We start from the raw sequence: 24,170 nt of genomic DNA, 5'->3' as shown, positions 1-24,170 counted from the left end.
CTCTTCGCGGGCCCGCCCGCGCCCAGGAGATGACGGGCAATCCGCTGGCGATCAGTCCTCCAATGCGAACGCCACCGCCGCACGGGCGTGCAGGTGGGTGGTGTCGAGCAGCGGCAGGGGGCTGTGTTCGGGTTTGATCAGCAGGCCGATTTCCGTGCAGCCCAGGATGATCGCCTGGGCGCCGCGCTCGGCCAGGGACTCGATGACCCGCTGGTAGACCTGGCGCGATGCCGGATCGATCACGCCGACGCACAGTTCGTCATAGATGATGCGATGCACTGCCTGGCGTTCCTCGGGGGCGGGTATCACTACGTTCAAGCCTTGGGCGCTCAGGCGCTCCTTGAGGAACTCCTGTTCCATGGTGAATGCCGTGCCCAGCAGGCCGACCGTGACGGCCCCCGCTTCGAGGGCGGCCTGGCCGGTGGGGTCGGCAATGTGCAGGAACGGAATCGAAACCGCCGACTGGATCTGCGCCGCCACCTTGTGCATGGTGTTGGTACACAGCACCACGCATTCGGCGCCCCCGGCCTCGAGACGTCGCGCCGCATCCACGAGAATCGCGGCGGCATCCTCCCAGCGCCCCGCATGCTGGGCCTGTTCCACCGGGCCGAAGTCGACGCTGTGCATCAACAGTTGGGCCGAGCGCAGCGGCCCGAGCCGGTCTCGTACCTGCTGGTTGATGAGGCGATAGTATTCGGCGCTGGACTCCCAGCTCATGCCGCCAATCAGGCCGATGGTGCGCATTCGTCAATCCTCAGGCTGTGGCCTGTACCGACAGGGCAGGCCTGCCTGGAGTCTCTATTCGTTGATGGACGGATGCCAGCGCAACATCAACTGTTGCGCTCATCTTTGTGCCAGGTGTCATGGTTCCGGGATCGGCCGTGGGCCCGGCGCCGTGCCTCGGGCCATTTCCAGCAGGCGAGACGTAGCTCTCCTGCCATGCCGGTGGGTTTTGCATACGCCAGCCTCCCGAACCTGTCATCATCCCGGTTCGCAGCAAGCCCTTGATCGAGGAACAGCGCATGGACGGTGTACAGCAACTGGGCGATACGCTTCGTCGCTACGCAGACAGTGAGGCGCACAAGAAACAGCAGCACCAGGCTCAGGCGGCGGTGTGGGCCGAGCAGATCGAAGCGTTGTATGGGCAAATCGAGCAATGGCTGGCACCGGTGATGGCGCCCGGTCTCCTGGCGCTGAGCCGGGAAGCCCACGTGGCCCACGGGCCGGGCGTCCCGGTGGAAACATCCACCTTCAGGACCGAAAAGCTCACGGTGTCCATCACGGGCAAGGCGGTGGAGTTCGTCCCGGATGCAATGGGTAGCGGTGGACAAATCTCGCTGGCGGTCATGGGACTGACGGCGGCGCGGTACGGAAGCATTTCGCTGGTGCATTCGCTGGCCTCCGGGGAATGGCAGTGGCGCAAGACCAATGGGTTGAAAGACCCGGATACCTTCGTGTTCGATGCTGATTTTCTTGCGCAGCAATTACAGAGCCTGATTCCTCGAGATCGCGCCTGACTTGCCACAGGGCTTCTGGATATTTGCGGCAAAAATGTGCCCATTGGCTATACCTGTAGTTCCCGGCCCCGTCTCGTGTGGCTGACAGGAGTGACAGCATGAAGCTCGCATCAGTGATTGGCACCATCTGCATCGCCTCGCTCGCCCTGGCTGGGTGTTCGAGCAAGATCACTCAGCCGGACGAGTATTCCGGGTTCCTGGGCGACTACAGCCGGCTCAAGGAAGACAAGTCACCGTCCGGTGCCGAGGTGATGCGCTGGGTCGATCCGAAGGTCGACCTGGACAAGTACACCAGCATCTACATCGAGCCGACCCAGCTGTACCCCAAGCCGCAACCGACGGTGAAGATTCCCCAGGCCACCTTGTCCGGCATCACCGGTTATTACGATCAGGCCCTCCAGCGTGAAGCGGGAAAAACGTTGCCGCTGGCCAAGGCGCCGGGGCCGGGTGTGCTGGTGATGCGCGCGGCGATCACCGCCGTCAGCAGCAAGACCGAAGGGCTGAAACCGTATGAGGTGGTGCCGATTGCGCTGGTGGCGGCGGCTGTCAGCACCGCCAGTGGCATCCGCGACCAGGAAACCACCCTGGGCACCGAAGCGGTCTTCCTCGATGGCGCCAGCAATGCCGTGGTGGCCCAGGTGGTGCGCAAGGGGACAGGCAAGCCGTTGTCCAACGAGTCCCAGGTGATGAAACCCGATGATGTCAAAGGTGTCATGGATGGCTGGGCTTCGGACCTGCATCAGTCGTTCCTCAAGCTCAAGGCCCGGTAGCGTCCTTTCGTGGGGGCGGGCAGGCTCGCCCCCACAGGATTGCGCGGTCATGAACACCATGACTTTTCATGTCCAGCCATAGGTCGGGCGAGCATTTCGTGGTTAACTCCTGCCTCACCATTTTTCAAACCTGTCAGAAGGAATTCGCCCATGGCTCAAGTCACCCTCAAAGGCAACCCGGTCCAGGTCAACGGCCAATTGCCACAAGCCGGTAGCAAGGCGCCAGCCTTTTCCCTGGTGGCCGGCAATCTGTCCGACGTGTCCCTGAAGGACTTCGCGGGCAAGCGCAAAGTACTGAACATTTTCCCAAGCGTCGACACCCCGACCTGCGCCACCTCCGTGCGCAAGTTCAATGCCCAGGCCAACGCACTGGATAACACCGTCGTGCTTTGTATTTCCGCCGACCTGCCGTTCGCACAGGCGCGCTTCTGCGGTGCCGAAGGCCTGGAGAATGTGCAGAACCTGTCCACCCTGCGCGGCGCCGAGTTCATCCAGAACTACGGCGTGGCCATTGCCGATGGTCCGCTGAAAGGCCTGACCGCTCGCGCCGTGGTGGTGCTGGACGAAGAGGACAACGTGCTGCACAGCGAACTGGTCAAGGAAATCGCTGAAGAGCCAAACTACGACGCTGCGCTGGCTGTCCTGAAATAAGGGATTTATTACATTTGTTGACGGCCTGGCCAAGTCCAGGCCGTTTTCATTTGTACTTCAAGCGCTTAGCCTGTCATCACGCTACGTAAGCCCAAGGTAAATTGCCGGTAAAGGCGCTTTGCTAAATTCCCGCCAGTGCTTATCGTTCAGCCTCTCGTAAAAGATGCCCACGCGCCCAATGGTTGATCACTCCATGCAATCCTCCGTTTCTCGTAACTCCCGCCGCTGGCTGTTGAGCCTGTTCATCGTCTTGGTCGTCGCGGTGGTGGCCTGGAAATTCTGGCCCGCCGGCACGGATCCCAAGCAAGGGGCAGGGCAGAAAGCCGCACAGGGGCACACAGGGCGTTCGGGCAGCATGCGACCTGGCTTCGGTGGGGCCACGGGGCCGGTGCCGGTCCGGGTGGCGCCGGCAGTCACCGGGGACTTTGCGCTGTACTACAAGGCGCTGGGCACTGTCACGGCCCTCAATACCATCAACGTGCGCAGCCGGGTGAGCGGTGAGCTGGTCAAGATCGCCTTCGAAGAAGGGCAGATGGTCAAGGCCGGGGACCTGCTGGCCGAAATCGATCCGCGTCCCTACCAGAACGCCTTGCTCCAGGCTGAAGGCACGCTGTTGCAGAACCAGGCACAACTGAAGAACGCCCAGGTCGATCTTGAGCGCTATCGCGGGCTGTATGCCGAGGACAGCATCGCCAAGCAGACCCTGGATACCGCCGCCGCGCTGGTGGGCCAGTACCAGGGCACCGTCAAGACCAACCAGGCGGCGGTCAATGATGCCAAGCTCAACCTCGAATTCACCAGGATCCGTGCACCGATTTCCGGACGGGTCGGCCTGCGGCAGCTGGATATCGGCAACCTGGTGGCGGCCAACGACACCACGGCCCTGGCGGTCATTACCCAGACCCAACCCATCAGCGTTGTCTTCACCCTGCCGGAAAGCAATCTGGACACCGTGCTCGCCCGTTACCGCAGCGGCGCGAAACTGCCTGTCGAGGCCTGGGACCGCGGCGATGTGAAACTCCAGGCCAGCGGTGTGCTGCAAAGCCTGGACAACCAGATCGACACCACCACCGGAACCCTGAAATTCAAGGCCCGCTACGATAACCGCGACCAGTCGCTGTTCCCCAACCAGTTCGTCAACGTCCGCCTGCTGGCCGACACCCTCAAGGGCGTCGTCCTGGCACCCACCGCCGCGATCCAGTTCGGCACCAATGGCACCTTCGTCTATGCCCTGGATGGCGACAGGAAGGTCACCATCAAAACGTTGAAGATCGGCCCCAGCGACGGCAGCAACACCGTGGTCACCGAAGGCCTGGCGGCCGGCGAGCGTGTCGTGCTCGAAGGCACCGACCGCTTGAAGGAGGGCAGCGAAGTGGAGGTGGTCAATGACAGCCAGGACGTGCCCACCACGCCGACCGAGCACCTGCAGGGCAAGACCGCGGCGGGTCCGAGTGAACCGGCCGTGGTCGACAAGGCGAAAAAGGGCGGCGCATGAATCTCTCGCGGCTGTTCATCCTTCGCCCGGTGGCGACCACCCTGAGCATGCTGGCCATTGTCCTGGCCGGCCTGATCGCCTATCGGCTGCTGCCGGTGTCGGCATTGCCCCAGGTCGACTATCCCACCATCCGGGTGATGACCTTGTACCCGGGCGCGAGCCCCGATGTGATGACCAGTGCGGTGACCGCTCCCCTGGAGCGGCAGTTCGGCCAGATGCCGGGCCTGACCCAGATGGCCTCCACCAGCTCCGGTGGGGCTTCGGTGATTACCCTGCGGTTCAATCTCGAGACCAACATGGATGTCGCCGAACAGCAGGTGCAGGCGGCGATCAACGCGGCGACCAACCTGCTGCCCGACGATCTGCCGGCGCCCCCGGTGTACAACAAGGTCAACCCCGCCGATACCCCGGTGCTGACCCTGGCGATCACCTCCAGGACCATGCTGCTGCCCAAGCTCAATGACCTGGTGGATACGCGCATGGCGCAGAAGATCGCCCAGATCAGCGGGGTCGGTATGGTGACCATCGCCGGCGGCCAGCGCCAGGCCGTGCGGATCAAGGTCAACCCCCAGGCCCTGGCGGCCAACGGCCTGAACCTGGCGGATGTGCGCACACTGATCGGGGCCTCCAACGTCAACCAGCCCAAGGGCAACTTCGACGGCCCGACCCGGGTCTCGATGCTTGACGCCAACGACCAGCTGACCTCGCCCAAGGACTATGCCGAACTGATCCTGGCCTATGCCAATGGTGCGCCATTGCGGCTCAAGGACGTGGCACAGATCGTCGACGGCGCCGAGAACGAACGCCTTGCCGCCTGGGCCAACGAGAACCAGGCCGTGCTGCTGAACATCCAGCGCCAGCCGGGGGCCAACGTGATCGAGGTGGTGGACCGGATCAAGGCTCTGTTGCCAAGTATCACCGACAACCTGCCGGCCGGCCTGGACGTCACCGTGCTGACCGATCGTACCCAGACCATCCGTGCCTCGGTCAAGGATGTGCAACATGAACTGCTGATCGCCATCGCCCTGGTGGTCATGGTGACGTTCCTGTTCCTGCGTCGTTTCAGCGCCACTATCATTCCCTCGGTGGCCGTGCCGCTGTCGCTGATCGGGACCTTCGGGGTGATGTACCTGGCCGGCTTTTCCATCAACAACCTGACCCTGATGGCCCTGACCATCGCCACCGGTTTCGTGGTGGACGACGCCATCGTCATGCTGGAGAACGTCGCCCGTTACATCGAGGAGGGCGACAGCCCATTGCAGGCGGCGCTCAAGGGGGCGAGGCAGATTGGCTTCACCCTGGTGTCCCTGACGCTGTCGCTGATCGCCGTGCTGATCCCCCTGCTGTTCATGGCGGACGTGGTCGGACGGTTGTTTCGCGAATTCGCCATCACCCTGGCGGTGGCGATCCTGATTTCCCTGGTGGTGTCCCTGACGCTGACGCCGATGATGTGCGCGCGCTTGCTCAAGCGTGAGCCGAAGGAAGAGGAACAGGGCCGGTTCTACCGCGCCAGTGGCGCCTGGATCGACTGGCTGATCGCCGCCTATGGCCGCAAGCTGCAATGGGTGCTCAAGCACCAGCCGCTGACCCTGCTGGTGGCGGTGGGCAGCCTCGTGCTCACGGTGGTGTTGTACCTGGCGGTGCCCAAGGGCTTTTTCCCGGTGCAGGACACGGGTGTGATCCAGGGCATTTCCGAAGCGCCCCAGTCGATTTCCTTCGCCGCCATGAGCGAGCGCCAGCAGCAACTGGCCAAGGTGATCCTGGCCGACCCGGCGGTGCAGAGCCTGTCTTCCTATATCGGCGTGGACGGTGACAACGCCACGCTCAACAGCGGGCGTCTGCTGATCAACCTCAAGCCCCACAAGGAGCGTGATGACAGCGCTACGCAGGTCATTGCCCGCTTGCAGCCGCAACTGGACCGCCTGGTGGGGATCCGCCTGTTCATGCAGCCGGTACAGGACCTGACCATCGAGGACCGGGTCAGTCGGACCCAGTACCAGTTCAGCCTGTCGTCGCCGGATGCCGAGTTGCTCACCCTCTGGAGCGCCCGCCTCACCGAGGCGCTGGCCCGCCAGCCGGAACTGACCGACGTCGCCAGCGACCTGCAGGACAAGGGCCTGCAGGTCTATCTGGTGATCGACCGTGACGCCGCCTCGCGCCTGGGCGTGTCGGTGGCGAACATCACCGATGCGCTGTACGACGCTTTCGGCCAGCGGCAGATTTCCACCATCTACACCCAGGCCAGCCAGTATCGCGTGGTGCTGCAGGCCCAGGCCGGGGAGCGGATCGGGCCCAAGGCCCTGGACCAGATCTACGTCAAGACCACCGAAGGCGGGCAGGTGCGGTTGTCGAGCCTGGCCCGGGTCGAAGAGCGTCAGGCGCAGCTGGCGATTGCCCATATCGGCCAGTTCCCGGCGGTGATGATGTCGTTCAACCTGGCTCCGGACGTGGCCCTGGGCCATGCGGTGGAGGTGATCGAAAAGGTCCAGCGGGAGATCGGCATGCCGGTGGGCGTGCAGACCCAGTTCCAGGGTGCCGCCCAGGCATTCCAGGCATCGCTGTCGAGCACCTTGCTGCTGATCCTGGCGGCGGTGGTGACCATGTACATCGTGCTGGGCGTGCTGTACGAGAGCTACATCCACCCGATCACGATCCTCTCCACCTTGCCCTCGGCGGCCATCGGCGCCTTGCTGGCGTTGATCCTAAGCGGCAACGACCTGGGGATGATCGCGATCATCGGCATCATCCTGCTGATCGGTATCGTCAAGAAGAACGCGATCATGATGATCGACTTCGCCCTCGACGCGGAGCGCAACCAGGGCATGGACCCGCAGACGGCCATCTACCAGGCCGCGTTGCTGCGCTTCCGGCCGATCCTGATGACCACCCTGGCGGCCCTGTTCGGCGCAGTGCCGCTGATGCTCGCCACCGGCTCCGGCGCGGAATTGCGCCAGCCCCTGGGCCTGGTGATGGTCGGTGGGCTGCTGGTGAGCCAGGTCTTGACGTTGTTCACCACGCCAGTGATCTACCTGTATTTCGATCGCCTGGGCCGCCGGTTTGCCAGGCCGGAAGGGAAAGAGGTGCGGGTATGACGCTCGGGAGCTTGCGGTTGGAGCCTGCGCCGGAGAACCTGGGGCAAGCGCGTTTTCTGCGGCAAGGCGATTCATCCCCGCTGGACTGCGTAGCGGCCCCTTTTGTGAGCGCTTGGCACTCAAGCGGGGATGAGTCCCCTCGCCATGAAAGCCCGGTCATTTCCTGCATTCCTTCATCTGCAGCCCGGAGCGGCGGTCGATGAACCTCTCCGGCCCCTTCATCCGCCGCCCCGTCGCGACCATGCTCCTGAGCCTGGCGATCACCCTGCTCGGTGGCGTGTGCTTTGGCCTGTTGCCGGTTTCGCCCTTGCCGCAGATGGACTTTCCGGTGATCGTGGTCCAGGCCAACTTGCCGGGGGCCAGCCCGGAGGTCATGGCGTCGACGGTGGCAACGCCTCTCGAACGGTCCTTCGGCGCCATCGCCGGGGTCAATACCATGAGCAGCCGCTCGAGCCAGGGCTCCACCCGCGTGATCCTGCAGTTCGACCTGGACCGCGATATCAACGGCGCGGCCCGGGAGGTGCAAGCGGCGATCAATGCTTCGCGCAACCTGTTGCCCAGCGGCATGCGCAGCATGCCCACCTACAAGAAGGTCAACCCGTCCCAGGCGCCGATCATGGTGCTGTCGCTGACCTCCGATGTCCTGGAGAAAGGCCAGCTCTACGACCTGGCTTCCACCATCCTGTCCCAGAGCCTGTCCCAGGTGTCGGGGGTCGGCGAGGTGCAGATCGGCGGCAGTTCCCTGCCGGCGGTGCGGATCGAACTGGAGCCGCAGTTGCTCAACCAGTACGGCGTTGCGTTGGACGACGTGCGCAGCGCCATCGCCGACAGCAACGTGCGCCGGCCCAAGGGTTCGGTTGAGGATGACCAGCGCATGTGGCAGGTCCAGGCCAATGACCAGCTGGAAAAGGCCAAGGACTACGAAACCCTGATCATCCGCTACCAGGACGGCTCGGTGCTTCGGCTCAAGGATGTGGCGAAAGTCACCGACGGTGTCGAGGACCGCTACAACAGCGGTTTCTTCAATGACGATGCCGCCGTGCTGCTGGTGATCAATCGCCAGGCGGGGGCCAACATCATCGAGACGGTCAACGAGATCAAGGCGCAGCTGCCGGCCTTGCAGGCCGTGCTGCCGGCCAGCGTCAAGCTGGACCTGGCCATGGATCGCTCGCCGGTGATCAAGGCTACCCTGCATGAAGCGGAAATGACCCTGCTGATCGCCGTGGCCCTGGTGGTGCTGGTGGTGTTCCTGTTCCTCGGCAACCTGCGCGCTTCGCTGATCCCGACCCTGGCGGTGCCGGTGTCACTGGTGGGGACGTTCGCGGTGATGTACCTCTACGGCTTTTCGCTGAACAACCTGTCGCTGATGGCGCTGATCCTCGCCACCGGACTGGTGGTGGACGACGCCATCGTCGTGCTGGAGAACATTTCCCGGCACATCGACGAAGGCGTGCCGCCGATGAAGGCGGCCTACCTGGGCGCCCGGGAAGTGGGCTTCACCCTGTTGTCGATGAACGCCTCCCTGGTGGCGGTGTTCCTGTCGATCCTGTTCATGGGCGGCATCGTCGAGAGCCTGTTCCGGGAGTTTTCCATCACTCTGGCGGCGTCCATCCTGGTCTCGTTGCTGGTGTCCCTGACCCTCACGCCGATGCTCTGTTCCCGTTGGCTCAAGCCCCACGTACCAGGGCAGGAAAATCGCCTGCAACGCGCGAGCCGGCGTCTCAACGAGCGGATGGTTCGTGGCTACGCCTCCAGCCTCGACTGGGTGCTGCGCCACCGCCGCCTGACGCTGCTGAGCCTGTTGGTGACCATTGGTGTGAACATCGCCCTGTACGTGGTGGTGCCCAAGACCTTCATGCCGCAGCAGGACACCGGCCAGTTGATCGGTTTCGTGCGCGGCGACGACGGGCTGTCGTTCAGCGTGATGCAGCCGAAGATGGAAATCTTCCGCCGCGCCGTGCTCAAGGACGACGCGGTGCAGAGCGTGGCCGGTTTCATCGGCGGCAACAACGGCACCAATAACGCCTTCATGCTGGTGCGCCTCAAGCCGATCAAGGAGCGCGAGATCTCCGCGCAGAAAGTCATCGAGCGCCTGCGCAAGGAAATGCCCAAGGTCCCCGGTGCCCAGCTGATGCTGATGGCCGACCAGGACCTGCAGTTCGGAGGCGGCCGCGAGCAGACCACGTCGCAATACTCCTATATCCTGCAAAGCGCCGACCTGGCCTCCCTGCGGGAGTGGTATCCCAAGGTCGTGGCGGCATTCCGGGCCTTGCCCGAGCTGACCGCCATCGACGCCCGGGACGGCGGCGGGGCCCAGCAGGTGACGCTGGTGGTGGACCGTGACCAGGCCAAGCGCCTGGGTATCGACATGGCCATGGTCACCACGGTATTGAACAACGCCTACAGCCAGCGGCAGATTTCCACCATCTACGACAGCCTGAACCAGTACCAGGTGGTGATGGAGGTCAATCCCAAGTACGCCCAGGATCCGAACACCCTCGAACAGGTCCAGGTGATCACCGACGACGGCGCGCGGGTCCCCCTGTCGACCATTGCCCATTATGAAAACAGCCTGGAGGACGACCGGGTCAGCCACGAAGGCCAGTTCGCGTCCGAGGGCATTTCCTTCGACATGGCCGAAAGCGTGACGGTGGAGCAGGGCACGGCGGCCATCGAACGGGCCATCGCCAGGCTCGGCATGCCGGAGGATGTGATCGCCAAGATGGCCGGTACCGCCGATGCCTTCGCGGCCACCCAGAAGGGCCAGCCTCTCATGATCCTCGGGGCGCTGGTGGCGGTGTACCTGGTGCTGGGAGTGTTGTACGAAAGCTATATCCATCCGTTGACGATCCTGTCCACCCTGCCATCGGCCGGGGTCGGCGCATTGCTGTCGATCTACGTGCTGGGCCAGGAATTCAGCCTGATATCGCTGCTGGGGCTGTTCCTGCTGATCGGCGTGGTGAAGAAGAACGCGATCCTGATGATCGACCTGGCGTTGCAGCTCGAACGGGGCGGTCAGACACCCGAGGAGTCGATCCGCAGTGCCTGCCTGCTGCGTTTGCGGCCGATCCTGATGACCACGCTTGCGGCGATCCTCGGCGCCTTGCCGTTGCTGCTGGGCGGCGCGGAAGGCTCGGAAATGCGCCAGCCCCTGGGCCTGACGATCATCGGCGGGCTGGTCTTCAGCCAGGTCCTGACCCTCTACACCACACCGGTGGTTTACCTTTATCTCGACAAGTTGCGCCATCGTTTCAATCGCTGGCGCGGCGTGCGTACCGATGCTGCTCTGGAAACTGCGCTATGACCGATCGCTCGTTTTTCAATCTTGTCGCGCCCTTGGCGACCGCCCGGGGTTCGCGGGTCCTGAGCCTGGCGCTGTGCGTGGCGATGCTCAGCGCCTGCGCCATCGGCCCGGACTACCAGCGCCCATCGACGGCGCAGCCGGCGCAGTACAAGCAAGCCCAGGGCTGGCGCCAGGCCAACCCCAGCGATGCGTTGGCCCGTGGCGCCTGGTGGCAGCTGTACGGTGACACGCAACTCAATGGCCTGGTGGAAAAGCTCAACACCTCCAACCAGACCGTCGCCCAGGCCGAAGCCCAGTACCGCCAGGCCCAGGCCCTGGCGCGCAGTGCCCGTGGCGCCTTCTTCCCGACAGTGGACCTGACCGTTGGCAAGAACCGCTCCAGCCAGGGGACCGGCAGCAGCAATTCGAGCCTGAGCAGTTCGGCCAGCGGTATCCGCGATACCTACAGCGCCCAGGCCGGCGTCAGCTGGGAGGCAGATGTCTGGGGCAAGCTGCGACGCACCCTGGAGGCCAACGAAGCCAGTGCCCAGGCCAGTTATGCCGACCTGGCCGCCATGCGCCTGAGCCAGCAGTCGGAGCTGGTGCAGAACTACCTGCAACTGCGGGTGATCGATGAGCAGAAACGCCTGTTGCAGGCCACGCTGGAAAACTACCAGCGTTCGCTGAAAATGACCGAGAACCAGTACCGTGCCGGCGTGTCAGGCAGGGACGCGGTGGCCCAGGCCCAGAACCAGCTCAAGACCACCCAGGCAGACCTGATCGACCTGATCTGGCAGCGCGCCCAGTTCGAAAATGCCATTGCCGTGCTGATCGGCCTGCCGCCCGCCGAGTTCAACCTGGCCGAAACCCGGGACATCCCCACATTGCCGCAGATCCCCGTGGCGCTGCCGTCGCAACTGCTCGAGCGACGGCCGGACATCGCTTCGGCGGAGCGCTCGGTGATGGCCGCCAACGCCGACATCGGCGTAGCCAAGGCGGCCTACTACCCGGACCTGACCCTGAGCCTGAGCGGCGGCTATAGCAGCAGTACCTACGACAACTGGATCAGCGTACCGAATCGCTTCTGGTCGGTGGGGCCGCAACTGGCGATGACGCTGTTCGATGGCGGCCAGCGCTCGGCGGAAGTCGACCGCACCGTCGCCGCCTATGACCAGACCGTGGCCACCTACCGCCAGACCGTGCTGGACGGGTTTCGTGAGGTGGAAAACTACATGATCCAGCTCAAGGTGCTTGAAGACGAGGCCCGTGTGCGCCAGGAAGCCCTGGACGCCGCGCGCGAATCCTTGCGCCTGACCCAGAACCAGTACAAGGCCGGGTTGATCGCCTATCTCGACGTGGTCACGGTCCAGGCCACCGCCCTGAGCAATGAACGCAGCGTGTTGAGCCTGCAACAGAGCCGGCTGATCGCCAGCGTGCAACTGATCGCGGCGCTGGGCGGTGGCTGGGACGGGCAGCCAGGGCCGGATGAATAAGCCAGAACGAAGCCGGTCCCTGTGACGAGGGGATCTATCCCCGTTGGGCTGCGTAGCAGCCCTGACTATCGACACTGCGGTACGCCAGGCAGGATGCAAAAGGGAGGCTTCGCGCCCCAGCGGGGATCAATCCCCTCGCCACAGGGGGTGTTTCGACTGGGAACAGGGTAGCGCCTGTCCCGGGTGCCAGCCAGGTCCGGCTTTTGGCCGATGCACTGTCTACGACCTGTCGTGAGGGCTTGTTATAGTTCAGGCCTCTTCCCAGCCGGTAAAGGATCACTGCCATGTCGCAATACCAAGCGTTCAACGTCGAACTTGCAGACAACATCGCCCATGTGCAGATCAATCGCCCGGACAAGATCAATGCGATGAACGCGGCGTTCTGGAGCGAGATTATCGAGATCTTCCAGTGGATCGACGACACCGACGAGGTGCGAGTGGTGGTATTGAGCGGGGCCGGCAAGCATTTTTCCTCGGGCATCGACCTGATGATGCTGGCCGGCGTGGCCAATGAACTGGGCAAGGACGTGGGCCGCAACGCGCGCCTGCTGCGGCGCAAGATCCTGCAACTGCAAGCCTCGTTCAATGCGGTGGACAACTGCCGCAAGCCGGTGCTCGCCGCTGTCCAGGGTTACTGCCTGGGTGGGGCCATCGACCTGATCTCCGCCTGCGACATGCGCTATGCCGCCGAGGATGCCCAGTTCTCCATCAAGGAGATCGATATCGGCATGGCAGCCGATGTTGGCACATTGCAACGCTTGCCCCGGATCATCGGGGACGGCATGCTGCGTGAACTCGCTTATACGGGGCGTACGTTCGGTGCCGATGAAGCGCGCAGTATCGGCCTGGTCAATCGTGTCTATACCGATACCGCCAGCCTGCTCGACGGCGTCATGGGCATCGCCCGGGACATCGCCGCCAAGTCGCCGATTGCCGTGACCGGCACCAAGGAAATGATTGGCTACATGCGCGACCACCGCATCGACGACGGGTTGGAGTACGTCGCCACCTGGAACGCCGCCATGTTGCAATCGACCGACCTGCGCGTGGCCATGGCCGCCCATATGAGCAAACAGAAACCCGAATTTCTGGATTGATCATCATGATTCCACGCTGGACCACCGCAGTACTCGATACCGATCTGGCGGGCGGCTGGGCCGTGGCCCGCAGCCCGGAAGGCTTCCTGTTCGACGATAACGGCCCGCTGTTTCCCCGCCAGTGGCTCAAGCGCCAGGACCTGTCGATCCTTGCCGAGCACGGCATCGGCCACCTGGACGGCGAGCCGGTCTATCTGCTGGAGCTCCACAGTTCCCTGGACGTCCCTGGTTGCAACTGGAAAGGCCTGCGGGCCTTCATGCTCGAGGACGATCACACGCTGTACAAGGTGCTCGGGTATGCGGCGCAGATCGGCACCTGGGCCAGGGAGCATCGTTTCTGTGGCAGTTGCGGCAAGCGCATGGGGCAGATTGCGCTGGAGCGGGCGATGTATTGCGATGTATGCGACCTGCGCCACTATCCGCGGCTTTCACCCAGCATGATCGTGCTGATTACCCGTGGCGACGAGGTCTTGCTGGCCCGTTCGCCACGCTTCGTCACCGGTATCTACAGCACCCTGGCGGGGTTTGCCGAGCCGGGCGAATCGGCCGAGGATTGCCTGGTCCGCGAAGTGCGCGAGGAAGTCGGCATCGAAGTGAAGAACATCCAGTATGTGGGCAGCCAGTGCTGGCCGTTCCCTCATTCGATGATGCTGGGTTTCCATGCCGAATATGCCAGCGGCGACATCGTGCGCCAGGAAGAAGAAATCGAGGACGCCCAGTGGTTCAGCGTCCACGACCTGCCGCCGTTGCCGGCTTCGCGTTCGATCGCCCGCTACCTGATCGACCTCTATGTGGCGCGCCGTCTAGGCCACGCTGAACCAGTGCTGCCAGGCTAGGCGCACGGTAAGGCCCAGGACCACGGTGATGAACACCGGCCGGATGAACTTCGCGCCGCCGCTGATGGCGGTGCGGGCACCGAAGAATGCGCCGATCATCACCGACAGGCCCATGCTCAGGCCGATGACCCAGTCCACTTGCCCGGAGAAGATGAACACCGCCAGCGCCGCGATGTTGCTGACGAAGTTCATGCTGCGTGCCACGCCGCTGGCCTTGACCAGGTCGATGGGGTAGAGCAGCAGGCTGCTGACGGTCCAGAACGCCCCCGTGCCAGGGCCCGCCACGCCGTCGTAGAAGCCCAGGGTGAAACCCTGGGGCGATTGCCAGGTCTTCCTGATCGGCGCGTCGCTGTCCAGCGGCGCCTTGGGCGTGCCCCCGAACAACAGATACAGGCCACAGGCGAACACGATCACCGGCAGCATCTTGTTCAGCCACTCGGCGGGCAGGTAGTGGGCGACGATGGCGCCGGTCAGGGCGCCGACCAACGTACCGACCAGGGCATGGGTCCATTGCCTGGGGTGGAACAGCTTGCGCTTGTAGAAGGTGAAGCTGGCCGTGGCGGAGCCGAACGTCGAACTGAGTTTGTTGGTCCCCAGCACCAGGTGAGGGGGCAGGCCGGCGGTCAGCAGGGCGGGGGTGGTCAACAGGCCACCGCCACCGGCGATGGCATCAATGAAGCCTGCGATGAACGCGACAAGGGCAAGGATAGCGAGGGTGGTGAGGTCAACGCTGAGTTCAAAAGGCATGGAGTGGGCTTATTCGGCAGGTCGCAGAGGCGGCGGGAAAGGCCGGTATGTTACCTGCAATGGCCTTGGGCCGCGACTGCCTGAGCGTCCAGGCCTGGCGGTTCAGGCCACGCTGTCGACAATCACGTGCCGCTCCCCCCTGGAACACTGTTCGATCCTTGCCTCGACCCGGTAGACGCTGCGCAGCATGTGCTCGGTAATCACCTCTGAGGAGGCTTCGATACTGACCCCGTAGGCCTGGGCCGGGGCGATGTAGCCGGCGAATGCGCCCTGCAGGAAGCGCAGCACCAGGATGACCCAGATATCGCTGCTCAGTGCCAGCCCCAGCTGCGTCAGGGACAAACCGGCCAAGGCGCGGATCATCATAAGCTTGTGCCCATGGCGATCACCGATCCGCCCCCAGAAGGCGCTGGTCAGGATGATGCCCAGCATCGGGCCGACGTACACCGCGGTACTGGCGAAGCTGAAGAGCGCGTCGTTGTCGGTCAACTGGCGCAGATGAACCGGCCAGAAGGGGCCACTCATCTCCATGGCACCCATGGACACCAACTGGATGGCGAACAGCAGGTAAACCAGCAGGCGGATGTTCGAACCCTGGAGGACACCGACGCGGGGCATGGACGGACTCTGAGACGGCTGAGGCTGTGTCTTATCCGACAGTGCGTCGATCCTGGCAAGAAAAAAATACGATGGACTCACGCAGACGGGCGTCGGGAGCCTGGCAGGCAGGCCCCCTTGACCGCGCTGGTTATTCCGGTCGGAATACCGCCCGCAGGCACTGCTCGCGCTTGTCCTTGAACATCTCATAACCCTGCACCGACTGCTCCAGCCCCATGGGGTGGGTCAGCAGATAGGAAGGGTCCAGTTCGCCTTTCTGAATATATTCGAACAGCCTCGGCACATAACGTTGCCCCGGTTGCTGGCCCGAGCGCAGGGTCAGGGACTTGTTGACGATCGCTCCCATGGGGAACTTGTCCAGGAGACCGCCATACACCCCGACCACCGAGACGGTGCCCCCTTTGCGACAAGCGCGGATGGACTGGCGCAACACCGTTCCGCGCTCGGTGTGCAGGCGCATCATCTGTTTGGTCTTGTCGTAGTAGTAATCGACCTCGGTGCCGTGGGCCTCCATGCCCACGCAGTCGATGCAGCGATCCGGGCCGCGGCCCCCGGTCAGCTCCAGCAGGGCGGCATGCACGTCGGTGGTTTCGTAATTGAGCGCGATGGCACCGGCCTTTTCCTCGGCCAGACGCAAGCGGTCGGTAAAGCGGTCGATGGCGATCACCCGTTCGGCGCCCAACAGGTACGCGCTGGCAATCGCCATCAACCCGACCCCACCACAACCCCAGACCGCAACCGTGTCGCCGCGCTGGATGTTGGCGTTATCAGCGGCGAAGAAACCGGTGGGCACTGCATCGGAGACAAAAACCGCTTGTTCGTCTGTCACGCCTTCGGGAATGGTGAACAGGTTCACGTCGGCGAATGGCACGCGGATATAAGTGGCGTGACTGCCCGCGAAGCCGCCGAAGGCGTGGCTGTAGCCGATGATGCCGCAGGCCGGTTGGCCGTAGGCAATGTCCGTCGCGGTGGGGTTGGGATTGGAGTTGTCGCAGCAGGAAAAGTCCGCGCGCTGGCAATGCTCGCACTGGCCGCAGCCGAGGATCGACACGGTGACAACACGGTCACCTTTCTTGAACTGCGTGACGGCCGAACCGGTTTCCACCACCTCGCCCATGAATTCGTGACCGATGATGTCGCCAGCTTGCATGGTGGGTACGTAGCCGCCCAATAGGTGCAGGTCCGAACCGCAGACCGAGGACAGCTTCACCCGCACGATAGCATCGCGAGGGTTGAGGATGGACGGATCATCGACGGTGTCGACTTGTAGCTTGTTGGGTCCTTGCCAGGTGAGTGCGCGCATCAGACTGTTCCTCCGTTGGACGGGGCATGGCCCGGTGTTGAAGTCGCGGTCGTGGCCGGGTGAATGAACAGGAAGTCCTTCGTGCCCTCGGCCCGCATCCGGTTGGTGATCACTTCGCCCGTTTCCAGTTGCTGCTTGATGCTGCGAAGCAGATGGAGCAGGGCCTTGCCGGAGAATTTCGAAATGGCACTGGCCAATGCATAACCCGCACTGCCGAGGGAAGTCTTGCAGGCGACGATCACCTTGATCTGCGTGCCCCGGCCCGTCGGCGCATCGCTGAAGTGCATCTGGATGTCGTGCTTGAAGCGCGTGTCCGGACCGGCGATCCAGTGCAGCTTGCGGCCTTCCTTGGGTTCGTGCTGCTCGAGGTCGCAGTGCAGGGTCTTGTCCATCGGCCCGCGCGCCACCCAGCGGTAGGTGTGTTCGCCGGTCTGTTCGATCTCATCGATCCAGGGCACCAAGGCGCCCAGGTTGGCGGGGTTGCGACAGAACTCAAAGACCTCTTCCCGCGGCTTGCCGACCGTGATGCTGCGGGAGATCACTTTGCTCCCGTCCCAGCCCCGATCCTGCTCGAAGGCCTGTTCGAACGGGGTATGGGTAAGCGCCTGCTTGACCCGGCAGGTACCCGAATAGGCACGCCAGGTCGCGCAGGCCCCCAGCAGTACCTGTGGCCAACCTTTGAGCCCGCCTTCACGCAGCCCGTTGGCAATCAGCAGCGTGCCGGCCAGGAGTGATAATGCACGCTCCGGTGTACCGAGATTGGGGTGCGACGGACTCGGCACCGCAGCCCGGCTCGCAACCAGTGGTGGACGTTCAGTCATGATGGTTTTCCTTACAAAGTCCGAGGGCAACATAAGGAATGAACCGGCGGGACGGTCGGTCGTTCCATCGACGTCAGGGGTTTCCGATGAGGCGGCGGGACAGGCGGTCCGGGTGAGATTGTCGAACCGATGAAACGGAGCAGGGACCCGCGTGCCGGCTGATTTTTTTTTGAAATCAAGGGGTTGTCAGCTTCGGCAAATGAGTACATAATTGCGCCCATCGAACGCATTGAGGGCTAAAAAAACTCAATGTTTTCAAGGAGATAGCGCTCAATTAGATTGATCCGCTCCTCATCAGGTTTAAAAGCGGTTGATGGTTTCACTGGCATCAAGCGTCCTGAGGCCGAATAGCAAAATGGTTATGCAGTGGATTGCAAATCCACCTACGCCGGTTCGATTCCGACTTCGGCCTCCACTATTAAAAAGCTCTGTAGATCTATGATTTACAGAGCTTTTTTCTTTATGTGGCAATGCAGTTTTTTGTTTCGAAAGAACATGGGCTACCTTGCTTCATAGGGGAGGGATGTATATATTTCGTCCCCTCTGCTGTACCGGCTTCGACCTGTCAGATCCATGATCTTGACCGCTTCAGGAAGCTTGACCGCGCTACCGCCCGAATGGCGAAACTGGTAGACGCATGGGACTTAAAATCCCCCGCTCGTAAGGGCGTGCCGGTTCGATTCCGGCTTCGGGCACCATCTAAAATCAAGGGTTTGCGAGCGAAAGCTGATGCAAACCCTTGTTTGTTTCCTGCCTCGCAATTTTTATCCGCAATCATGTAGACGGCACCCTATGCCGATCGGGCTGTTCTGTGTGCCATGATCCGCTCTATCAACAGATCCGGTCCCCCTTTTGTAATCTGCTCGCAGTTGGCTGAGTAATGGAAAACGATGCGGCATAAAGAAGCCTTCAGAAGGGCTTGAATATCATTTCGTCATGTCCCAGTATTCGCCGCCCTGTCACTCCTGCGTGTGTGGGCGTGCACAGAAAACCGATCATAGTGTCGGTTTTTTTTTGAGCTATCGAGTACATAAGGACATGGTCATGCGGGTTATCACTTTCGTAACTATTTTTTCTGCAGCGCTTGCCGGTTGCTCTGGGATACCTTCGGTTCCGTACGAAGAGCCTGTCCAATCAGAGGGGGTGGCGCATGTTCGCGTCATCACGAACTCCAGTGTGTATGGCGATAGCATCATGGGCAGTTGTGCGCCTGCCACCCGGCATAAGATGGCTGAAGCCGGACGTTTCGGGGAGGACGGTACGGCGAGCATCAACTATCCGCAGTACCCCCTGAAGTCGGTGAGCATTGGCATGCCGAAAAGGGTGATGCCCCCTCTTGTCCAATACATCCCCTCGATCCGCAGAGCCCAAGGCGCATACAAGGAGGTTGTCACCGAATATCGCGTCAGGACAGACTTGCCATTTCAGATTGCAACCCAGGGCGCGACCGTTGCTGGTTCTGGCAGCACTTATTGGGCCTGCGCTGACCAGGCACTCGTGTACAAACTGGAACCCGGGAAAGACTACGAAGTTTTTGCAGGAGTGGACATGGGGCCAGACAAGGATGGTCGGCAAGCACTTATTTGCCTGTTGGGAGTTTTCGAGCTCACCCCTGTGCCTGGCACGTCAATTGTAATCCCCTCCAAGCTGACGTCTGCCGCGCCTGCCCAGGTGGCCTGCAAAAGCTGACAGGCACTCATCGCCATCCACATCTCTGATGCCTGAGTCTCGCGAGCATTGCGATGGTGTCTGTTGGCCTGTTGGCCTGTTGGCCGGCTTGCAAGCGCGACGCCATGTCCGCCCAGGCCAGCCAGTGGTTAAGCCGGGGTTTTCCTAGGCTCTGTACGAAAAGACTTGATACTCGTTCATGCCGCGTTGAAAACTGCCTCGCAATGCTCATGTACTCCAGTACACCGCGCTTGCTCGGCTGTTTTCGCCTTGCCTGATCTTCATCTCGAGACTTTTCGTACAGAGCCTAGCGTGAGGTTTTGACTTTCAATACCTCGGTATAAATGGCATCGATCGTCTGACCCTCCTGCAGTTTCTTCATCCGTTCCTGAAGCTTTGGATCCTCCACTTTCAATACGATGACTTGTCCCTCCGGAGGTAGCAAAGTCACTTCATGTTCTTTCAAATCAATGCGAGTGATCTTGGACGTGACTCTGACTTGACGGAAAGCTTCACCGCCGGGATTGGGATTGTCCTTGGTGGTGCGGATGGCCATGGCTTCATTGGATACTCCTGGCTCCCCGCCAACGTTCGTATCCAATACATAAGCGACTGAGCGAATCACGTGAATCTCGACGTTGTCACCGACTCTCAGATTGTGCAGGTTCTTGGCTTGGTCGGAGAGCTGGATGGGCACCGGTTCTTTGTTGCGGCCTTCGATGGTGACTTGATAGAGCGCCGGATCAACGGCGAGTACGCGCGAAACGATATGGCCTTCCATGGCATTGCTGCCCAGCGGTATATCAGCGGCACGGACCGCCAGACTGGTCGTTGACAGCAGTGCAGCAATTAAAGCCAGGGTGCGAATCGGTGTCATGGCTGCTTTCCTTGAGTACCTGGGATGTGAATCAAGGTCACGTAACAACAGCGCTCCTGCCAACCGGCACAATCGTGTGAGCGTGCAGGTGCGTGCCATTTACGCTCGGTGAGTCATTCAAAATGTTCAGGGTTGACGGGGTCTCCGGACTTCATGTTCAACTGCACCCGCACATCCTCGAACATCAGATCGTAATGTTTGTGTTGCGAACCGATGCTGCTGTAAGCCTTGGGAATTCCATGTTTCTCCGCAATCTTGGTCACGTTGCTGGCGAAGTTGTATGCCTGCTCCTTGCTCAGGAAAAACGTTTCCTTCATATCCTTGCCCTGAATGCTGCCGTGCATCGTGAATTGCATCCCTTTGCCTTCCTTGGGATCGGTGGTGACCTCATAATCCAGGCACAGGTCGTAGCTGACATCGTCCTTGTTCAGTGCGTGTCGTTCGATATGCAGACGACCGGGTTCAAAGTGGGCCATGGTGCTCTCCTTTCAGGGTTCGGGAGGAGGGGCAGGCCTGACCCTGCCCCTGCAGTTCTGATTATCGATAGGTAATGCCGGGAGTGGCCGTGCTGATACGCGTGCCCGCAGTGCCCTGGACGATGGCATCGATGTCCGCCAGTGCGCCGATCACCGCGACCTTGCCGGTGTTGCGGGCAAATTCGCAGGCTGCCTGGACCTTGGGTCCCATGGAGCCGGCGGCGAAGCCGAGCCTGTCCATTTCGTCCGGGTGGGCCTGGGCGATGGCTTTCTGGGTTGGCTTGCCGTAGTCGATGAACGCGGCGTTGACGTCGGTGGCGATCACCAGCAGGTCGCTCTCCAGCTGTTGGGCCAGCAGCGCCGAACACAGGTCCTTGTCGATCACCGCTTCGACGCCCTGCAGCTTGCCGTGGGCGTCGTACATCGTCGGGATGCCGCCGCCACCGGCGCAGATCACGATGCTGCCTTTTTCCAGCAGCCACTTGATCGGACGGATTTCAAAGATGCGCTTGGGCCGTGGGCTGGCCACCACCCGGCGGTACTTGTCGCCGTCCGGGGCGATGGCCCAGCCTTTCTCGGCGGCGAGTCTTTCGGCTTCGGTCTTGTCGTAGACCGGGCCGATGGGCTTGGTGGGGTGTTGGAAGGCCGGGTCGTCGGCGTCCACCTCCACCTGGGTCAGCAACGTGGCGAACGGCACTTCGAAGTCCAGCAGGTTGCCCAGTTCCTGTTCGATGATGTAGCCGATCATGCCCTCGGTTTCGGCCCCCAGCACGTCCAGCGGATAGGGTGTGACCGAGGTGTAGGCCGCCGCCTGCAATGACAGCAGGCCGACCTGCGGGCCGTTGCCGTGGGCGATGACCAGCTGGTTGCCGGCATGGATCTTGGCGATCTGCTCGGTCGCGGTGCGGATGTTGCTGCGTTGGTTGTCTGCGGTCATGGGCTCACCCCGACGCAGGAGGGCGTTACCGCCCAGGGCAACGACGATGCGCATGATGCTGTCCTTCTAAAAATGTGATGAACAACGTAGCCCCTGTGGGAGCGAGCTTGCTCCCACAGTGATTCGCGTCGGGCATTCAGATATCCGCCAATGCCGACACCAGGATCGCCTTGATGGTGTGCATGCGGTTTTCCGCCTGCTCGAAGGCGATGTTGGCCGGGGACTCGAAGACGTCCTCGGTCACTTCCACGCCGTTGGCCAGGTGCGGGTAGCGGCCGGCGATGTCCTTGCCGACCTTGGTCTCGCTGTTGTGGAACGCGGGCAGGCAGTGCATGAATTTCACCCGGGGATTGCCCGAGGCTTTCATCATCTGGGCGTTGACCTGGTAGGGCAGCAACTGCTCGATGCGCTCGTCCCAGGCTTCCACCGGCTCGCCCATGGAGACCCAGATGTCGGTGTGGATGAAGTCCACGCCCTTGACCGCTTCTTTCGGATCCTCGGTGATGGTGATGCGTGCGCCACTTTCGGCGGCGAAGGCCTGGCACTGGTCGATGAAGTCCTGGTGCGGCCACAGGGCTTTCGGTGCGCCGATGCGCACGTCCATGCCCAGCTTGGCGCCGATCATCAGCAGCGAGTTGCCCATGTTGTAGCGTGCGTCGCCCAGGTAGGCGTAGCTGATGTCATGCAGCGGCTTGTCGCTGTGCTCGCGCATGGTCAGGGTGTCGGCGATCATCTGGGTGGGGTGGAATTCGGCGGTCAGGCCGTTGAACACCGGCACGCCGGCGAACTTGGCCAGTTCCTCGACGATCTCTTGTTCGAAGCCGCGGTACTCGATGGCGTCGAACATCCGCCCCAGGACGCGGGCGGTGTCCTTCATGCTTTCCTTGTGGCCGATCTGCGACGACACCGGGTCGATGTAGGTGACGTGGGCGCCCTGGTCATGGGCTGCGACTTCGAAGGCGCAGCGGGTGCGGGTCGAAGTCTTTTCGAAGATCAGCGCGATGTTCTTGCCCTTGAGGTGGGGCTGCTCGGTGCCGGTGTACTTGGCGCGTTTGAGGTCGCGGGACAGGTCCAGCAGGTAATGCAGCTCGCGGTTGGTGTGGTGCATCAAACTCAGCAGGCTGCGGTTGCGCATGTTGAAAGCCATGATGGATCTCCTTGGGTTTCGGTTATCCCCTGGGCGGGATCGGGTCGATGCCGCCCAGGCTCGAAGGTCAGTAGTCGATGGGGTCGCGGATGATCGGGCAGGTCATGCAGTGGCCGCCGCCGCGGCCGCGGCCCAGTTCGCTGGCGCTGATGGTGATCACTTCCACGCCGGCCTTGCGCAGCAGCGTGTTGGTGTAGGTGTTGCGGTCATAGCCGATCACCACGCCGGGCTCCACGGCCACCACGTTGTTGCCGTCGTCCCATTGCTCGCGCTCGGCGGCGAAGCTGTTGCCACCGGTTTCCACCACCCGCAGCGCCGGCAGCTTGAGGGCGGCGGCCACGGTGTCGAGGAAGCTGCCTTCCTCGCGGCGCACGTCGATGCCGCCGGGCTTGCTCTCGTCGGGCCGCAGGGAGAAGGCGACGATCTGGCCGACGACTTCCGGGAAGATGGTCACCAGGTCGCGGTCGCAGAAACTGAACACGGTGTCCAGGTGCATGGCGGCACGGGACTTGGGCAGGCCGGCGACGATCACCCGTTCCACGGCCTTGTGCTTGAACAGGTTCAGCGCCAGTTGGCCGATGGCCTGGCGGGACGAGCGCTCGCCCATGCCGATCAGCACCACGCCATTGCCGATGGGCATCACGTCACCGCCTTCGAGGGTGGCGTTGCCATGGTCCTGGTCCGGGTCGCCGTACCAGATCTGGAAGTCGGCGTGGGTGAACTCGGGGTGGAACTTGTAGATGGCGGTGGTCAGCAGGGTCTCCTGGCGACGCGCCGGCCAGTACATCGGGTTCAGGGTCACGCCGCCGTAGATCCAGCAGGTGGTGTCGCGGGTGAACTGGGTGTTGGGCAGCGGCGGCAGGATGAAGCTGGAGTGGCCGAGAAAATCGCGGAACATCTGGATGGTCTTGCCACCGAAGCTGTCCGGCAAGTCGTCGGCCGAGACGCCGCCGATCAGGAATTCGGCGATCTTGCGCGGTTCCAGGCTGCGCAGCCACGAACCGACTTCATTCACCAGGCCCAGGCCCACCGAGTTGGCGGTGATCTTGCGCTGCAGGATCCAGTCCAGGGCGTCGGGCATGGCGACGATGTCGGTCAGCAGGTTGTGCATCTCCAGCACATCGATGCCGCGCTCGCGCATCTTGGTGACGAAATCGAAATGGTCGCGCTTGGCCTGGTTGACCCAGATCACATCGTCGAACAGCAGTTCATCGCAGTTGTTCGGGGTCAAGCGCTGATGAGCCAGGCCTGGGGAGCACACCATGACTTTACGCAGTTTGCCGGCTTCGGAATGAACGCCGTACTTCACTTTTTCCGTGGTCATTACACATCCTCCAGTTGA

Annotated in this window: 19 protein-coding genes, 2 tRNA genes and 2 pseudogenes; 12 read left to right on the top strand and 11 right to left on the bottom strand. The window is 62.3% G+C overall.

Annotated elements, in window-relative coordinates; all coding sequences use genetic code 11:
• Positions 1–51: 51 nt before the first annotated feature.
• On the bottom strand, positions 52–744 hold the full coding sequence (locus tag AC1M7R_RS26385) for an aspartate/glutamate racemase family protein (protein WP_072398766.1): 693 nt from the start codon (positions 742–744) through the stop codon (positions 52–54).
• A gap of 278 nt (positions 745–1,022) precedes the next feature.
• On the opposite strand from AC1M7R_RS26385, the gene AC1M7R_RS26380 reads away from it, so the two are divergent.
• The 9 genes from AC1M7R_RS26380 (at position 1,023) to nudC (ending at position 14,234) form a co-directional block, all read left to right on the top strand.
• Complete coding sequence (locus AC1M7R_RS26380; RefSeq protein ID WP_072432075.1) at positions 1,023–1,517, top strand: hypothetical protein; 495 nt, start codon at positions 1,023–1,025, stop codon at positions 1,515–1,517.
• Between the two features lie 98 nt (positions 1,518–1,615).
• Entirely contained in the window at positions 1,616–2,287 is a 672-nt protein-coding gene (locus AC1M7R_RS26375; protein WP_072398764.1) for a DUF3313 domain-containing protein, read from the top strand.
• 150 nt (positions 2,288–2,437) lie between these two features.
• On the top strand, positions 2,438–2,938 hold the full coding sequence (gene tpx, locus AC1M7R_RS26370) for a thiol peroxidase (protein ID WP_072398763.1): 501 nt from the start codon (positions 2,438–2,440) through the stop codon (positions 2,936–2,938).
• A gap of 178 nt (positions 2,939–3,116) precedes the next feature.
• A complete protein-coding gene (locus AC1M7R_RS26365; RefSeq protein ID WP_072398762.1) occupies positions 3,117–4,433 on the top strand; it encodes an MdtA/MuxA family multidrug efflux RND transporter periplasmic adaptor subunit in 1,317 nt (438 codons plus the stop codon).
• Positions 4,430–7,525 carry an MdtB/MuxB family multidrug efflux RND transporter permease subunit gene (locus AC1M7R_RS26360; protein ID WP_072398761.1) on the top strand — a complete coding sequence of 1,032 codons (3,096 nt, stop codon included), beginning with the start codon at positions 4,430–4,432 and terminating at the stop codon, positions 7,523–7,525. The genes AC1M7R_RS26365 and AC1M7R_RS26360 overlap by 4 nt, the downstream gene beginning before the upstream one ends.
• Positions 7,526–7,724: 199 nt before the next feature.
• Complete coding sequence (locus AC1M7R_RS26355; protein WP_337349830.1) at positions 7,725–10,829, top strand: efflux RND transporter permease subunit; 3,105 nt, start codon at positions 7,725–7,727, stop codon at positions 10,827–10,829.
• A complete protein-coding gene (locus AC1M7R_RS26350; protein ID WP_072398759.1) occupies positions 10,826–12,301 on the top strand; it encodes an efflux transporter outer membrane subunit in 1,476 nt (491 codons plus the stop codon). Before AC1M7R_RS26355 ends, AC1M7R_RS26350 begins: the two co-directional genes overlap by 4 nt.
• Positions 12,302–12,585: 284 nt before the next feature.
• Complete coding sequence (locus AC1M7R_RS26345) at positions 12,586–13,398, top strand: crotonase/enoyl-CoA hydratase family protein (RefSeq protein ID WP_072398758.1); 813 nt, start codon at positions 12,586–12,588, stop codon at positions 13,396–13,398.
• A 5-nt stretch (positions 13,399–13,403) separates the two neighbouring features.
• Positions 13,404–14,234, top strand: a complete 831-nt coding sequence (gene nudC, locus AC1M7R_RS26340; protein WP_072398757.1) for an NAD(+) diphosphatase — start codon at positions 13,404–13,406, stop codon at positions 14,232–14,234.
• Here nudC and AC1M7R_RS26335 read toward each other — a convergent pair.
• From AC1M7R_RS26335 to AC1M7R_RS26315, 5 genes and pseudogenes are all read right to left on the bottom strand, one after another.
• Complete coding sequence (locus tag AC1M7R_RS26335) at positions 14,202–14,981, bottom strand: TSUP family transporter (RefSeq protein ID WP_072398756.1); 780 nt, start codon at positions 14,979–14,981, stop codon at positions 14,202–14,204. The genes nudC and AC1M7R_RS26335 overlap by 33 nt on opposite strands.
• A 102-nt stretch (positions 14,982–15,083) precedes the next feature.
• Positions 15,084–15,194 (bottom strand): annotated as a pseudogene (locus AC1M7R_RS26330) (ABC transporter ATP-binding protein); the annotation flags it as partial.
• Positions 15,189–15,599 (bottom strand): annotated as a pseudogene (locus AC1M7R_RS26325) (MFS transporter); the annotation flags it as partial. The pseudogenes AC1M7R_RS26325 and AC1M7R_RS26330, both read right to left, overlap by 6 nt.
• A 130-nt stretch (positions 15,600–15,729) precedes the next feature.
• Positions 15,730–16,902 carry a zinc-dependent alcohol dehydrogenase gene (locus AC1M7R_RS26320; RefSeq protein WP_072398755.1) on the bottom strand — a complete coding sequence of 391 codons (1,173 nt, stop codon included), beginning with the start codon at positions 16,900–16,902 and terminating at the stop codon, positions 15,730–15,732.
• Positions 16,902–17,723, bottom strand: coding sequence for an SRPBCC family protein (locus AC1M7R_RS26315; RefSeq protein WP_271905266.1), 822 nt, complete (start codon positions 17,721–17,723; stop codon positions 16,902–16,904). Before AC1M7R_RS26315 ends, AC1M7R_RS26320 begins: the two co-directional genes overlap by 1 nt.
• Positions 17,724–18,064: 341 nt before the next feature.
• Here AC1M7R_RS26315 and AC1M7R_RS26310 point away from each other — a divergent pair.
• From AC1M7R_RS26310 to AC1M7R_RS26300, 3 genes are all read left to right on the top strand, one after another.
• Positions 18,065–18,138: transfer RNA gene (locus tag AC1M7R_RS26310), tRNA-Cys, on the top strand.
• Positions 18,139–18,334: 196 nt separating this feature from the next.
• A tRNA-Leu gene (locus AC1M7R_RS26305) sits at positions 18,335–18,421 on the top strand.
• Between the two features lie 346 nt (positions 18,422–18,767).
• Positions 18,768–19,412, top strand: a complete 645-nt coding sequence (locus tag AC1M7R_RS26300; protein ID WP_072398753.1) for a hypothetical protein — start codon at positions 18,768–18,770, stop codon at positions 19,410–19,412.
• A gap of 286 nt (positions 19,413–19,698) precedes the next feature.
• Here AC1M7R_RS26300 and AC1M7R_RS26295 read toward each other — a convergent pair whose 3' ends face one another.
• The 5 genes from AC1M7R_RS26295 to arcA all read right to left on the bottom strand — a co-directional run bounded on the left by AC1M7R_RS26295 (position 19,699) and on the right by arcA (position 24,152).
• The gene (locus AC1M7R_RS26295) at positions 19,699–20,268 is read right to left on the bottom strand and encodes a hypothetical protein (RefSeq protein ID WP_072398752.1); all 570 of its coding nucleotides are present in this window, start codon (positions 20,266–20,268) and stop codon (positions 19,699–19,701) included.
• Positions 20,269–20,381: 113 nt separating this feature from the next.
• A complete protein-coding gene (locus tag AC1M7R_RS26290) occupies positions 20,382–20,744 on the bottom strand; it encodes a DUF5064 family protein (protein ID WP_072398751.1) in 363 nt (120 codons plus the stop codon).
• A gap of 61 nt (positions 20,745–20,805) precedes the next feature.
• Complete coding sequence (gene arcC, locus AC1M7R_RS26285) at positions 20,806–21,735, bottom strand: carbamate kinase (RefSeq protein ID WP_490610124.1); 930 nt, start codon at positions 21,733–21,735, stop codon at positions 20,806–20,808.
• An 82-nt stretch (positions 21,736–21,817) separates the two neighbouring features.
• Positions 21,818–22,828, bottom strand: a complete 1,011-nt coding sequence (locus tag AC1M7R_RS26280) for an ornithine carbamoyltransferase (RefSeq protein ID WP_072431156.1) — start codon at positions 22,826–22,828, stop codon at positions 21,818–21,820.
• A 67-nt stretch (positions 22,829–22,895) separates the two neighbouring features.
• Positions 22,896–24,152, bottom strand: a complete 1,257-nt coding sequence (gene arcA, locus AC1M7R_RS26275; protein ID WP_076405289.1) for an arginine deiminase — start codon at positions 24,150–24,152, stop codon at positions 22,896–22,898.
• Positions 24,153–24,170 lie beyond the last annotated feature (18 nt).

The organism is Pseudomonas sp. MS01C9, from assembly GCF_058202755.1.
The sequence above is the reverse complement of the archived record's forward strand: the minus strand, read 5'-3'. Positions and strand labels throughout refer to the sequence as shown.